Origin of the sequence: Thermoleptolyngbya sichuanensis A183 (assembly GCF_013177315.1) — a bacterium.
GTDB classification, from domain to species: domain Bacteria; phylum Cyanobacteriota; class Cyanobacteriia; order Elainellales; family Elainellaceae; genus Thermoleptolyngbya; species Thermoleptolyngbya sichuanensis.
The window spans coordinates 3,334,245-3,348,094 of the sequence record NZ_CP053661.1 but is presented as its reverse complement, the minus strand read 5'-3'; the positions used below and the strand labels follow the sequence as shown (position 1 = coordinate 3,348,094).

Annotated in this window: 13 protein-coding genes and 1 riboswitch; of the genes, 10 read left to right on the top strand and 3 right to left on the bottom strand. The window is 53.6% G+C overall.

Annotated features, from left to right (window positions below; translation table 11 throughout):
* Positions 1-159: 159 nt before the first annotated feature.
* The 6 genes from HPC62_RS13970 to HPC62_RS13945 all read left to right on the top strand — a co-directional run bounded on the left by HPC62_RS13970 (position 160) and on the right by HPC62_RS13945 (position 5,142).
* On the top strand, positions 160-921 hold the full coding sequence (locus tag HPC62_RS13970; protein WP_205370176.1) for a DUF4058 family protein: 762 nt from the start codon (positions 160-162) through the stop codon (positions 919-921).
* A gap of 22 nt (positions 922-943) precedes the next feature.
* Positions 944-1,957 (top strand): threo-3-hydroxy-L-aspartate ammonia-lyase, encoded by a 1,014-nt coding sequence (locus HPC62_RS13965; RefSeq protein WP_172356629.1) that lies wholly within the window; start codon positions 944-946, stop codon positions 1,955-1,957.
* A gap of 121 nt (positions 1,958-2,078) precedes the next feature.
* Positions 2,079-2,678, top strand: coding sequence for a DUF1517 domain-containing protein (locus tag HPC62_RS13960; RefSeq protein WP_172358953.1), 600 nt, complete (start codon positions 2,079-2,081; stop codon positions 2,676-2,678).
* 219 nt (positions 2,679-2,897) lie between these two features.
* The gene (locus HPC62_RS13955; protein WP_205370179.1) at positions 2,898-3,794 is read left to right on the top strand and encodes a hypothetical protein; all 897 of its coding nucleotides are present in this window, start codon (positions 2,898-2,900) and stop codon (positions 3,792-3,794) included.
* 389 nt (positions 3,795-4,183) lie between these two features.
* Positions 4,184-4,747 (top strand): hypothetical protein, encoded by a 564-nt coding sequence (locus HPC62_RS13950; protein ID WP_172356627.1) that lies wholly within the window; start codon positions 4,184-4,186, stop codon positions 4,745-4,747.
* The gene (locus HPC62_RS13945; RefSeq protein ID WP_172356625.1) at positions 4,738-5,142 is read left to right on the top strand and encodes a carboxypeptidase-like regulatory domain-containing protein; all 405 of its coding nucleotides are present in this window, start codon (positions 4,738-4,740) and stop codon (positions 5,140-5,142) included. The genes HPC62_RS13950 and HPC62_RS13945 overlap by 10 nt, the downstream gene beginning before the upstream one ends.
* 69 nt (positions 5,143-5,211) lie before the next feature.
* Here HPC62_RS13945 and HPC62_RS13940 read toward each other — a convergent pair whose 3' ends face one another.
* On the bottom strand, positions 5,212-6,447 hold the full coding sequence (locus tag HPC62_RS13940; RefSeq protein WP_172356623.1) for an LL-diaminopimelate aminotransferase: 1,236 nt from the start codon (positions 6,445-6,447) through the stop codon (positions 5,212-5,214).
* Positions 6,448-6,578: 131 nt separating this feature from the next.
* Here HPC62_RS13940 and HPC62_RS13935 point away from each other — a divergent pair, with 131 nt between their 5' ends.
* The 4 genes from HPC62_RS13935 to HPC62_RS13920 all read left to right on the top strand — a co-directional run bounded on the left by HPC62_RS13935 (position 6,579) and on the right by HPC62_RS13920 (position 10,013).
* Positions 6,579-7,382, top strand: coding sequence for a DNA adenine methylase (locus HPC62_RS13935; RefSeq protein ID WP_172356621.1), 804 nt, complete (start codon positions 6,579-6,581; stop codon positions 7,380-7,382).
* A gap of 132 nt (positions 7,383-7,514) precedes the next feature.
* Positions 7,515-8,252, top strand: coding sequence for a hypothetical protein (locus HPC62_RS13930; protein ID WP_172356619.1), 738 nt, complete (start codon positions 7,515-7,517; stop codon positions 8,250-8,252).
* 237 nt (positions 8,253-8,489) lie between these two features.
* Positions 8,490-8,591, top strand: a riboswitch (Glutamine riboswitch).
* 34 nt (positions 8,592-8,625) lie between these two features.
* Positions 8,626-9,033, top strand: coding sequence for a DUF4278 domain-containing protein (locus HPC62_RS13925; RefSeq protein WP_172356617.1), 408 nt, complete (start codon positions 8,626-8,628; stop codon positions 9,031-9,033).
* Positions 9,034-9,422: 389 nt separating this feature from the next.
* Positions 9,423-10,013: a hypothetical protein gene (locus tag HPC62_RS13920; protein ID WP_172356615.1), complete on the top strand. Its 591-nt coding sequence runs from the start codon at positions 9,423-9,425 to the stop codon at positions 10,011-10,013.
* Positions 10,014-10,085: 72 nt separating this feature from the next.
* Here HPC62_RS13920 and HPC62_RS13915 read toward each other — a convergent pair whose 3' ends face one another.
* Together HPC62_RS13915 and HPC62_RS13910 are read right to left on the bottom strand one after the other, a co-directional pair.
* Entirely contained in the window at positions 10,086-11,054 is a 969-nt protein-coding gene (locus tag HPC62_RS13915) for a YsnF/AvaK domain-containing protein (protein WP_172356613.1), read from the bottom strand.
* A 175-nt stretch (positions 11,055-11,229) separates the two neighbouring features.
* Positions 11,230-12,495: a YsnF/AvaK domain-containing protein gene (locus HPC62_RS13910; RefSeq protein ID WP_172356611.1), complete on the bottom strand. Its 1,266-nt coding sequence runs from the start codon at positions 12,493-12,495 to the stop codon at positions 11,230-11,232.
* Positions 12,496-13,850 lie beyond the last annotated feature (1,355 nt).

Sequence of the window (13,850 nt, the reverse complement as noted above, 5' to 3'; positions counted from 1 at the left end):
GAAGATTCTTGCAAGCTCTCGTCAAATTCACGCTTTTAGCGATCTGGAGTGCCGTTATGATCGAAAAAATGACTGGGCTGTGATTTGAATGATTGATTTGGATAGTTAATTCGGATAGTTGATTCGGATGCTTTAGCCATGCCGTCGCCTTTTCCTGGAATGGACCCCTATCTTGAAGGCTATCTCTGGTCAGATGTACACAACGCCCTTGCCAACAAAATTCGGCAAATGCTCGTGCCGCTGCTGCGCCCTCGCTACACAGCGCGACTGGAAGTGTACCTGGTCGAAGATACGTCGCCAGAGAGTGAAATCGGCATTTTGTATCCTGATGTAGAAGTGCTTCAGGTGCAGCCGACTGAGGCGAGTCGCCAAACAGGCCGAGCGTCCCAAGGCGCAACGGCAACCACGCCTGCCCTCCTAACCCTGCCGCTGCTTCTACCCGTCGAAGTTCGCATTCCAACCATCGAGATTCGCGATACGGCTCAGAATCGGTTGATTAGCTGCATTGAAATTCTGTCTCCGGTCAATAAGCGAGAACCTGGATTGAGCGAATATCGCCGCAAGCGGCAACGGCTCTATCAAGCCAATGTGCATTTGATTGAGATCGATTTGCTACGGCGAGGCGCTCGTCCGTATAATCATCCGCGCTTGCCTGCGGTGCCTTATCTGGTAACGCTGACTCGCGCCCATTCTGGATTAGTGGAGGTTTGGGCGATCGCCCTTGCGGATGAGCTACCCACTCTTCCAGTGCCGCTGCAAGCGCCCGATGAGGCGGTGCCACTTGATTTGGGGGCAGCTTTGAGGGCTATCTACGACGAGGCCGCCTATGACTTGTCGATTGACTACCGGCAGCCACCGCCGCCCCCCGCGCTCTCTGAACTGGACATGGAATGGCTACGGTCACAAATTGAAAAGGCTTAGAAAAAATCGGGTGGACATCGCAATGGCACTTGCTGCTTCAACTTCCAATCAGGTCAACGAGTTGCCCGTGTCCTACGCCGATGTGGCAGCGGCGGCAGAACGGCTGGCCGGCGTAGCCCACCGCACGCCCGTCATGACCAGCCGCACGGTGAACGATCGCACGGGCTGCGAGGTGTTTTTCAAATGCGAGAACTTGCAGCGGATGGGCGCGTTCAAGTTTCGCGGGGCGTATAACGCGCTGTCGCAGCTTGCGCCCGAAGAGAAACAGCGGGGCGTGCTGACTTACTCATCGGGAAACCATGCCCAGGCGATCGCCCTCTCTGGCAAGCTGCTGGACATTCCCACCACCATCGTCATGCCCGCCGATGCGCCCCAGGTAAAGCAGGATGCCACGCGGGGCTATGGCGCAAAGGTGGTGCTGTATGACCGCGCCGAAGCCGTGCGCGAACAAGTGGCCCAGCAAATCGCCCAGGAGCGCGGCGCAGTGGTGATTCCGCCCTACAACCATCCGCACGTCATCGCCGGCCAGGGCACGGCGGCAAAGGAACTGATCGAAGAGGTGGGCGAGCTGGATTACCTGCTGGTGTGCTGTGGGGGCGGCGGGCTGCTGTCGGGCTGTGCGATCGCCGCCCACACGCTTTCCCCAAGTTGCCGGGTGATCGGCGTGGAACCCGCAGCCGGAGACGACGCGACCCGCTCGTTTCATACCAAAACGCTGCAAACCGTGCAAAATCCCAACACGATCGCCGACGGCGCACGCACCCCCGCGCTGGGTAGCCTCACCTTTCCCCTGGTGCTGCACTACGTTCACGACATGGTGGCCGTGCCCGACGACGCGCTACTGCGGACGCTGTTTTTCCTGTGGGAGCGGATGAAGCTGGTGATCGAGCCGACGGGAGCGCTGGCTGCCACAGCCCTGCTCGAAGGCTACTTGCCCCAGGTTACCGGGCGCGTCGGTGTGCTGATCAGCGGCGGCAACGTAGACCTTCGGCAAATTGGGGCGCTGATGGCGGAAATCCTCCCTGCTGATAGGTGAGGAAACAGGAAGCCAGATGACAAAATATGAATGGGGTAGCCATCTTGCTGCTTAACCCAACCCCAGATCCAAAACCCCAAAACTCAAAATCCAAAATCCAAAAATCTAGATTCCTATGCCCCTGCGCGATCGCTTTCAACAACTCAGCGGCAAAACGCGGTTTGTCGTGTGTCGTATTTTTCTGCACTTAGCCGGCCGCGAGGTTGCGCCACTGCTGGGCGTGCTGAACCAGGCTGGACAGCGGGCGATCGCCGCCGAGGGTGACCTAGACGTGCTGGGGGAAGAACTCGTCACCCTCTGCGACCACCTGCTAGAGTACGAACCGTACTGGCAGTCTGCCGCAAACGAAGGCGATGTTTTCTGGGACGAGGGCGAAGCGGGCGACTACGTGACGGAACTCTTTACCGACTCGGCCCAGCGCTATGGCAGCGGTGCAGAACTGCTGGACTCGGACACCGAGGATGCAGAAACGCCGCTGATTCTGCCCATTACTCAAAACTTGGTGGTAATGATCACCGTCGCCTATGAAGGCGAAGTGCCTACCCTGGAAACCGACCTAACCAACGCCAGCGCCCTGCGAATGGGTCTAAAGTCTATCATCAACCTGCATCACAACGAAAAGCTGCGGGCGATTCAGGTGCATTTTTCCCCGGCGCAACTGGGCGACGAACTCACCTACGACGAGCTATTGCAGCATTACCCCGAACTTGTTCCCCTGTAGACTTCTAGCCTGTTTACCGAGCCTGTTTGCCGAGCCTGTTTCCTGTGACGCTGTGACGGACTGCGCTTGGTTCAGGTCTTGCGTCTGGTTTAGATTAGAGTCAGGGCCGATTTTTGCCGATTTTTTATTGAGCGTTCAGCCCGGTTCACTTGTTTTATCAAACCCTTGTCAACCCCAACGCCTGATAAGTTCCCTTCTTTGTTTCACCCATTGATTCTCATGATGCAGTTTTCTGTGCTTCGCAAGCTGGTTGCCCTCACGGCAGCCTTTACGCTCGCCTTCACTACGCTGGCCTGCTCGTCCTCTCTGGGAGATTCGGGGGCGATCGCCCCTGCCGATCAGCCCATAGTTGCCGCTGCGCCGTCCCAAGCGACGCTGCCCGATGGCAAGTATCCTGTGCAGCAAGCCAGCTACAACGACCTAGAAGGCGACTATACGCTGATGCTGCTGAATACGCCGCCAGGAACCTCTTCAGTGTTCCAATCTGCCGACCTGCCGATGGCGCGGCTGACGGATGAAGAAATCAGCGCTGGCGAAAAGAGCTACCTTAAGGTCGAAAACGGGCAGCCCTCGCTGCACCTGACGGAAGACTTTCGGATTGAGTATGTCCACAACGTCACCGAAACCCAGGTGAATCCGCAGACTGGGCGGCAGGAAGTGGTCGTGGTGCGCCAGGAGCCGAGCTTCTGGTCGCCCTTTGCTGGAGCGCTGGCAGGTCAAGCCCTGGGTAGCCTGCTGTTTACGCCGCATTACTACTTCCCGCCTGCCTATGTCCCTGGTCGCGTGATGACGGGCTACGGCGGCTATGGTCGCACCTACGGGCAAGCGGTTGAGCGCTATCAGGCGCAAAACAAGACCGTGCCCAATGCGGTGCGTAATCGCCAGCTTCGCACGTCGGGGCAACTGCGAGTGCCCACTACGGCCCGCCCGGCGACCGCTCGACCCAAGACGACGGTGAATCGTCCCAGCGGCTCTGGGTTTGGCTCCACCAACCTGCGCCCGAATACGGCTCCCCGCCCGAAGACTACGGTGCGCCCCGGCGGTGGCTTTGGCAGCGTCCGTCCGCGTCCGTCCTTTGGTGGCGGAATGCGGGGCGGTGGGTTCCGTCGTCGCTAGGCTAAGCAAACAGTTTTGATTGGATATAAAACCAGAGGGGACGATCGCTCCCTCTTTTTTTTGGAATCAATGGGATTTTTTGGAATTACTGGGAGCAGCAAGCTGCTGGCCATTTTCCCGAGGGGCGCGACGAGTAAAATTGCCGGAAGCCCCGAAGACGCTTGACTGGCACTCCAGAATCGCCATTCCAGAACACCATTCCAGAACACTATTCCAGAATCGCCAATCCAAAATCACCAATCCAAAATCGCAAATCGACATTATCCCCATCCTCAGCAGGGGCATCGCAAATTTAACGCAAACTCGGTAGTCTATGCCTTAATTCGACGGGACTACCTGTCGTCCCAAAGATAATCGTCCCAGTGATAGTTGTGAGGAAATGGGTGTTTATGCGATCGCTCGATTTACCAAAACTTTCAGTTGCAATCCTGACGGCCCTGGCTTGTCTGAGTGGGCACAGCGGATTGGCAAACGAACCCGTAGCGGTTGTTTCTCCAAATTCCAGCGTTCCGTTTTTGGGCGTGAATGGCGTGTTCACACTGGATACAGCCGTGCCCTCTTCGCTGAATGACCCTAGAAATCCGGGGCGCATCGTCTTTAACCAGATGGAGCAATTTTCCTTCTATCGGGATCTGGCGGGCGAAAATGCGATCGCCGAGAATTGTCAGTATGCCTATCGCGGCGCCGCGCCTGACCCGTTCTACTATCCCCGCTTTCAGTCGTCGATTTGGGATTTGTTTGAGCTAGTGTCCGAAGATGCGGCTTGTAGTGGCTTCAAGTATGTGGCGCTCCGCGCTCCCCACGGCGACCCAATCCACATGCATGTGCGCTATGGCGGGGTGAATTCCAGTTTTGAAGAGTTGCTGGGACACAGCACGGGCGAAGCAGATACCAATCAGCTTGATCCGTGGTGGAGCTTGTATTGTGCAGAAGGAGTGACCGCATGCGACTAGAAGGCAGGGTCAAGCAGTATCTAGGGCGATCGCTCGGCCTGATCTTGCTGCTGGGCACGTTAGCCGTTCCAGCCCTGGCCCACGAAGTCGGCTTAAGGGCCATCGTGCAGGCGCGGGGTGTGCGGGGGGAGAGCATTACCTACAGCGAATCTACGCTGCCCCAAAATGCTCAGATAGTCTCGGTGGAAATCATCGCCGACTATAGCACCGGGGAACCGATGGCAGGCGCACAGGTGTTGATCTTTGCGCCGGGGAATCCCAGTGTGCCCTGGCAACGGGGGACGAGCGATCGCCAGGGTCGCTACAGGTTCACGCCGGATTTATCCAGACGCGGCCGCTGGACAATCCGAGTAGAAGATGCCGGTCACAGCAGCTTCATAAACCTAATGATTTAGCACCAGATGATTTAGCACAGAGGGCGGCGGGCGATCGCGCAGATCGTCGCCGCCACTGGATTGCAGAGTTCAGCTTTTGAACTTTTCCACAATTCGGCGCATCGCTTTGTTTACGTTCTCGCGGCTATTGAAGGCGGAAATGCGGAAGTAGCCCTCGCCTGCCGCACCAAAGCCGGAACCCGGCGTGCCGACGACGTTGCAGGTGTGCAGCAACTTGTCAAAGAAATCCCAGCTTGACAAACCGTGGGGCGTTTTTACCCAGACGTAGGGCGCGTTTACGCCGCCGTGAACCTGAATTCCAGCATTTGTCAACTGTTCCCGAATAATGCGGGCGTTTTCCATATAAAAGTCGATCAGAGCGCGGGTCTGAGCCTTACCTTCGGGCGAGTAGACCGCCTCTGCGCCGCGCTGTACGATGTAGGACACGCCGTTGAACTTGGTGGACTGGCGACGGTTCCACAGTCCCCATAGCTCTACGTCGGAGCCGTCAGCCGCTTTGCCCTTGAGAGATTTAGGAACGACGGTGAGGGCGCAGCGAGTGCCCGTAAAGCCTGCATTTTTGGAAAAGGAGCGAAACTCAATGGCACACTCCCTCGCCCCTTCGATTTCATAAATGGAATGCGGCAGCGAAGGATCGGTGATAAAGGCTTCGTAGGCCGCGTCAAACAGGATGATCGAGCCGTGGGCGCGGGCGTAGTTTACCCAGTCGGTCAGGTGTTCTTTGGTCGCCGTTGCGCCTGTGGGGTTGTTGGGGAAGCAAAGGTAGATCAGGTCTACTTTTTGGCTGGGGATCTCGGCGGTGAAGTCGTTCTCGGCGCTGATGGGTAAGTACACTAGTCCGTCGTATTCGCCGCGCTCGTTGGCATCGCCCGTGTGCCCTGCCATAACGTTGGTATCGACGTAAACCGGATACACGGGGTCGGTAACGGCGATGGTGTTGTTGTTGCCAAAGATGTCCAAAATATTGCCACAGTCGCACTTGGAGCCATCGGAGACAAAGATTTCGTCGGCGCTGATGTCGCAGCCACGCGATTGAAAATCATGGGTGGCGATCGCCTCTCGCAGCCAGCTATACCCTTGCTCTGGCCCATAGCCCTTGAACGTCGCGCGATCGCCCATGTCTTCTACGGCTTTGATCATTGCCGTGCGGCAGGCTTCGGGCAGCGGTTCGGTCACGTCGCCAATGCCCAGCCGGATGATCGGCGCGTCGGGATTCGCCGCCGCAAAGGCATTCACCCGCCGCCCAATTTCCGGAAACAGGTAGCCTGCCTTAAGCTTCAAATAGTTGTCATTGATGGTCACCATAGTTTCTTGCGCCTAGTCTTGCGTCTGGGTAATCGTCTCAATAATTTAAGCCTCAATCCAGCTTACGGCAAACCTTGGTGCGCTAACCTGTGCTAAGGGAATTTTTGCGGAAGGGAAGTGGGCGGAGAGGCATGATTAAGAGTCCGTTGCGGTATCCAGGTGGCAAGTCGAGGGCGATAGCCCAGATTTTGCCGCTGCTGCCGGAGCGCATTGCCGAATTTCGAGAGCCGTTTGTCGGCGGTGGCTCCGTGTTTCTGGCAGCTCAGCAGCAGTTGCGTGAAGCTCCTCGCCTATTCTGGATCAACGACCTGAATCGCGACCTCGTTTGCTTCTGGAAAACTGCCCGCGATCAGAACGAGGCACTGGTCGAAAAAGTATCCTGGCTGCGTTCCAGTTTTCCAACCGGACGTGAACTGTACGCATTCCTGCTGGATGAACAAAACAGTTCTACGGATTTTGATCGTGCCGTTCGCTTTTTCGTGATGAACCGCATCACGTTTTCGGGCGTGATGGATTCTGGCGGCTATTCGCAGCAAGCCTACGAGCGGCGCTTTACCGAGTCGGCGATCGCCCGCCTTGCCAGACTTCCTGCCTTACTTTCAGGCGTACAGATTACGCATGGCGACTATGCAGAACTGCTGCAAAAGCCTGGCGAAGACGTGTTTATCTTCCTCGATCCGCCCTACTTATCTGCCACGCACTCTAAGCTATACGGAGTGAAAGGCAACTTGCACACGGCCTTTGACCATGCGCGATTTGCCGCCGCGATGCAGCGCTGCCCCCATCGCTGGCTGATTACCTACGACGACTCGCCAGAGGTGCGGCAGTTGTTTCGGTTTGCAACCATTGTGGAATGGGAGTTGCAATACGGCATGAATAACTACAAGCAGGCGATCGCCGCTAGGGGTAAGGAGTTGTTTATCAAAAATTACTGAACTAAACCTAAAAAATCACTCCAAAAATCACTCCACTGAGCGATAGGCAAACTATCCGGACGGAGCATCAGCCTACAGCAATAGATCTATTACCATTACCATAGTCGCAGATTGGCGAAAGGCTGGAGTTCCATGTTCACATCCCTGGTTCGTAAATCCCGGACACGCTTTGCGATAGCATCTACCTTACTTGCCGCAGCGCTGCTGGCGGGATGTGGTTCTGCACCCTGGCTGTCCTCTGCGCCCTTAGAGTCGCCCGCAGAGTCGCCCAGTCCCTCTGAACCCAGTGGCGGGGCGATCGCCCAGTCTCCCGCTGCCACGCTGGACACCACGATCGTTCCTGGCGAACGCTTTGGCCCCGTAACGAAAAACACGACCCGCCAGGATCTGGCTGCACAGTTTGGCGAAGCCAACCTAGAAGATAAAGAAATTGTCATGGGCGAAGGCGAAACCGAACTGGGAACCGTCGTAAACCTTGGCCCAGAACGTTCTTTCACCATCATTTGGGGCAACCCAGAACGCACCGAAGCCGCTGCTGTGATGAACCCTGGCCCGACTTGGCAAACGCCAGAAGGAATTGGGGTGGGAACCTCGTTTGCAGAGCTACAGCAAAAGCTGGGCCCCTTCAAGTTCTACGGATTTGATTGGGACTATGGCGGCACAGTTCTGCTAGAGGGAACCGAACTGCGGGACTACTATGGGCTATTGGTGATGCGCCTACACATGGATGATGCAGCCCGCACCCAGTCCGCTTCCGACTATCAGGCGCTGATTGGCGATGAACTGTTTGAGTCCAGCAATCCCCACGCCCAAAAGCTAAACCTGACAGTCGGCGAATTACTGGTTTCTTTGCGCGAAACGAATAACTAAGTGGGTGGACATTAATAAACATAAAATTCAAAGACCCTGCGCCGCCCGCGCAGCGGGCGGCGCAGGGTTCAGGATCTGTTTTTTAATCTGGTCTATCTACTTAGTGCGCCTGAATCTGATGGAGTGATCGGCGTGGGCGATCGCCCAATCGGGTGATTTCTAGAAAACTCCGCCCAAATCAAGCCAGGAACCCTTGACAGATAAATTCAAAACAGTAACAATAGATACAGAAAATAAATCGTTCATCTCTTCCCGCTGTCAGCTTCAGCCAGCCTAATCGCTCGAAGCCTGATCGCTCAAAAGAGACGGAAGTAGGGAGCAATCCCGAAGGAACGCGCCTCACCCTTACCCTTCAAAAAGAGAGGCGAATCCTATGAAACTCACCTATCGTGGCGTAACCTACAACTACGATCCCCAACCCCTCAACCTGAACAACAGCCACCCAACCACTACTGAACTGAAGTTCCGGGGCAACGAATATCAGACCAATCAACCCGTTGCAACTGACGCGGTGGCAACTGACGCAGCCGCGACCGTTCCTGCTGCTGCTGCACCCGTAGCCCAGCCCGCAGCCTCCGTTTCCATCGAAGAGAGAGCGCGGGAGCTGATGATGAATCACCACAAACTGGTGAAGCGCCGCCAGCAAGCGATGCTGACCCGTTTGGCGGCCAACGTCGGGCTAGATGCCGGAACCACCAGCCAATACTGGGGACACATTCAAGGCAAGGTGCAGCCCGGCTTCTGGGACAGCTACGACCGCAGCCACGCCAGCATCAGCTAGGGTCATAACGGGTTCTCATCTGCTTCCCATCTCCGCTCCACCAGTTTCCCGAACATTTCCTAAAAGTTAGCTGGTTGCAGGCACTCCCATCGGGGGTGTCTTTTCTTATGCCGATTCCTTGGTATCGAATGAAATACGGTAAACACCGTCACAATTTGTAGATTTTTTTGTAGATTTTTGCAAAGTTCCGCAAATCCTCGCCGTGCTTCTGCTGCTAATTTTTTAGAAAAAATTAATCTTTAGCCTTAATAATGTGATCCAAACAACAATGATGGGCATAATGCTAGTTAACATACGGTTAACCCTCCTATATACAGCAGTGCCTTAGCCTAGGAAGACTGCATTTTGAAGGTCGTTCACCTGATAGTCCTGACTTAGCTGTTGCAACGATGAAGTATCAAGACTTTGGTCTGATTACCGTAGGACAACGCCACACCCGATCGCTAGATGCAGAGGGAGCCGAGTTTACCTGGCGTTCCGACTGGTTAGAACTGACCCTAACCTTTCGCAATCCCTCCCTGGCTGAGCAGTGGGTCGTCGAGTCTGGCGTTTTTGAGGTTGCTCTTAACGTCGTCGAACAAGTCCCCTTTCTCTGCTTTCGGATTTTCCAGGTTGACAAGTACGCCGGGCCCGGACGAACAAAGCCCGCAACCCTGGTTCTCCCCTGGCAGGAATGCCCATTTCACCTCTGTCAACTCCATCCAGAGCAACTGCCCAACTTTGACCCTGTCTTACACAATCCCAACTTTCAACTGCCCCTAGCAGTAGTGCTGACTGATTTGGAAACCAAGCGAGTGAGAGCCGTGCGGCAATTTGCCCTCGGTTCTTTTCTGTCTCGCTCCTTCGTGGAGGCTTTGCTAAAAACATTCCCTTACTACACTCACCTTTCCTATCCGAACGCCGTTGACCGCATCCTGGCAAAGCACCCGATAAACACGATTGGTGATAGCGCCCGGATTCGATGTCGTTCAGAGCAGTAGCGTGGCAGAAAGCACGAATCGTTGCACGACAATGCCGCACAACGATTCACTCTAGAGGAGACGTTTTAAGTTCTAGCGAGCGCTACGAACTTTTTCCCAGGCATAGTGAATTACCGCCTTGTTCTGATCCCAAGTGCCGGGGTTCTTCTCTTCCCAAATGCGGCGAGCGTCTTGCTCCACGGCAGACCACGGGCTGCTGCGGAAGGGTTCGCGGGTGGCCAGGCTATAGCCATAGTTAAAGGCCGGACGGAGTTCATCATACTGAACGCCCTTGTTGGACAGCTTCTCGTTGTAGAAAGCGCGGAAATCGGCATCATAGTCAACAAAAGGACGGGCTGCCGGGATTTCCTCGATCTCTACATCCTGACGGCGGAGGGTTTCCTTGATGGTTTCAATCTTCTCGGAAACTTCCTTACCCAGAACAATCTCTTCAACCACCCGAGCAGTTTTGCCAACTAGGGCGATCTCATCCATCTCCACCATCTCGAAGGAGCGCTCCTGGAACAAGTCAGGGCGAATTTCGACCTGGCGGTTCACGGGGCGACGGCTGACGCGCAGGGTCTCATCGCGCAGAGCCACATTCTGGGAGACTTCACGCTCGGTGACAACGGAATAAATCCGCATCCGGCCCCGCTCAACGGCGGTCTTGCCGACTTGCAGATCTTCTTCAATCACCTCCAGAACGTTCTCATCCCGTGCAGGATCGCTGAGGGTCAGGTTCGGGTTTACCTTCCTGAGTTCGGCAACGCGATCAGCAATCACAACCATGTTGAAATTGGACATGATTTCGGCTGCACGAGTAGCAGTACTGTCGGTCACGTTTGCAGTGATGATCGTGCCACCTTGACGGACCCCTTCCAAATACACTTCGGCATCGGAAGCGGGCAGATTTCTGCGAAGATTTTCCAGCTTGGGCACGTCATCTTCGTCGTCGTTGGTCAGAATGTCCAAGTCTGCCAAGGCAAATCCTTCATCGTGCAGAGCAGTATAAGCACGCATCCCTTCTTCGCGATCATCAAACAAACCAATAACAGTTTTCATGAATTCGTCCTTTCGTGACTAACGATATGGGGTCAAAACGTAACCGAATCCCCTGTTCTCGCTACAAGGGCTACCTTAGATAGGCTGGATAACACCTATCTCAACCGAGGAGAAAGCTCGTACTATCAATCTTTTGAAAAAACCTTCGCTCTCAAGGAAAAGCGTAGAGAACGAACTATTCGCTACTATCCTCAAAGCTGATCTGCTCAATATCTGCAACCTCATAGCGTAAAGTGATTGCCTGAGGAATATTCTCTGTGACTCGACGCTTTGAAATTCGCACCTCTTCTCGAAGCAAAAGCTGCTTTCTGCTCACCAATACTTCTTCCAAGATGGGGATAATTTGTACGCCGTTTTCTTCGCGGATTTGCGGTAGATCACCCTGAATGGACTGGTTTCGAGGAATATGCTCGATAATCAGTTCCTCACGCATCACAGGTGCTTCGACAATTTGCTCTACTGTGTCAAACCTGGTGCGTACCTGCACCTTGCTACGAGCGATCTGTTGAACCGTTAAAGCAGCCTCTTCGGCCATTATCGGTACGACAATCTCTTCCTCAGCAATCGCCTCACGATTAGAAACTCGATTGGGAGTTTGGGGCTGATTGGCTTGAAGCTGTGCGCTGGAAACAAAGGCTAGAGCTTCTTCAGAGGAATCAACAGGAGGCTCTGTGCGCTTTGATTCTGGCACAGCTACAGTGTTAGCTTCAGCTTCATAAAGGTCAAGTGAGGTAGATCTCAATTCTTTTTGCGCTGTTGCTGGCCCTAACTGAGCTTCTGGATTGATTGAGGCGCTGGTTTGAGAATCTATAGCAGCCTGAGTTTGGTTCGATAGCTCACTCTCAAAAGCGGTACGCTCAATATCAACGACACCACGTTGAACCGCTACGGCTTGCTTTGCATTTGCTGTAACAAGCTTTTTAGAGATATGCACTTCTTCTCGCAAAACGAGATGCTTTTCAGCTACCGCAACTTCCTCAAAAATGGGGATGATATGAACCCCATTTTCATGCCGCTCTGTGGGGATCTCTCCCTCAATTACTTGATTGCATGGAACACGTTCCACGACAACTTGCTCATGCACGATTGGGGCGTTGACTATTTCCTCACGACTTTCTACTCGCTTATTAACTCGAATCTTGCCTCGTTCAACCTGCTGCTTACTAACCGATACCTCTTCTTGAATGACCGAAAGCGCTTCCTGCTGAGCAGTCGAACTCTCTTGCTGGGTGTTAGAGGTGGGTTCAGGCGTTATAGAAGCTGAATCAGGCAAGTTAGCTGAATCAGGCAAGTTAGATGTTTCTTCCATGAGAGAGTTGATCGTAGAATTGCTGGCTTCGGGCTGCTTACTGGAGGGCGGATGAGCAGGATAAGGAGCCTCGGCAGGGGAGATGCTTTGCTGCACAGATTGCCGTTTAGATCGCATCAAAATGAGCAGCAATAGCCCTAGAAAAGGCAACAGTAGCCACAGCCAAAAAGGGAAGCCGATTAGTGCCTGACTACTGGGATCTGTGGGTGAAAATCTGCTCTGTGGACTATTCCTTGGTTCCATAGAAACTGACACATCATCCGTAGCTGCTAGATTTGCGATCGCCCAAGGAGCTATCTGCGCCTTAGAAACTTTCAGTAGGCAAGCCTCCCTGCGAAGGGTAGCTTGAAGGGTAGCTTGACCTTTAGCCTGGTTCCTGGAGGTGAGTAGGTAATCCGTCGTAATCAGACTTTCTAGCTCAGCGTATCCAGGACGCACATTTCCAGATGTAAACATTCCGGATGTAAACATTGAAGCCGCATTGCCTTGTAATGGGCGATCGCAGTAGCAAAGCCATAAATGCTTATCAAAGATGCTTACCAAAGCTGGTAGAAACGCTGGCAGTAGAACGAGATCACTGCTCCGACTGTCCACGCACACTTTTGTCACACAACACAACTCCAAGGAGCATCACTGGTTAACTGTCAACCCGCTGCTCTATGGGATAAGCCTATGGAACATGAAGGCTAATAAACTGGGAAGTATCTCAATACCAGCCCTACACTAAACCGTAATACTAAACCCCTGAGGTTTCTAGAGGGAACCAGGCTTCTGGCTCAAGCATTCTAAACAAAATCAGGCTTTAAGAACCGTTCATGAAATCTGGCGAAACCAGAGTTGCTGAAGCCTTGAATATTAAAACCATACTTATCCTCAAGCGGCATGTTTTCCAGAACACTTAAGAACAATCAAGGATCGGGCTCAACAGCGGTATACCTTGACTGCACTGCATTTCAGCGCTGTAAGTACGCAATATAGAGACACGCTGAGCATGAAGCAAACTATTGCATTCTCTTAAGGATTTCAAACCTTATATGAAGCTAGCCTATTCCGGCAAAAAAGCAAGGTTTGGTGGCGCACAATTTGTGAGTATGCAACTGCACATTTTGAGCAAATTGATGAAGGATCTCACATTTCTCGCTCTGTGGCAAACTAAATTCGCCTGAGATCCAAGCTTTTCAGACGGGTGCATAAAGGTGGATGAAAATCAAGTTCAACCAGAAATCGCATACGCATAGTTTGGGGCCGGAGAACCAAGAACAGGATGAGAGGATTGTGATGATTTGAAACCGAATAGCTCTAATAAACCCGCAATAAACAAGGCTCTAATGCATGGTTCGTGACATGCAGCATCTTCTTGCAAGGTGAGATACGTGCTGTTTTGCAAAGACGAAAGTTTCATAGCCTTCTGTGTACCTCACTGGCTTCAAAAACGCTGCATCCTTGTTTCAAAAGCGCTTTTCCTGGAATGTGACGACTGTAGGTGA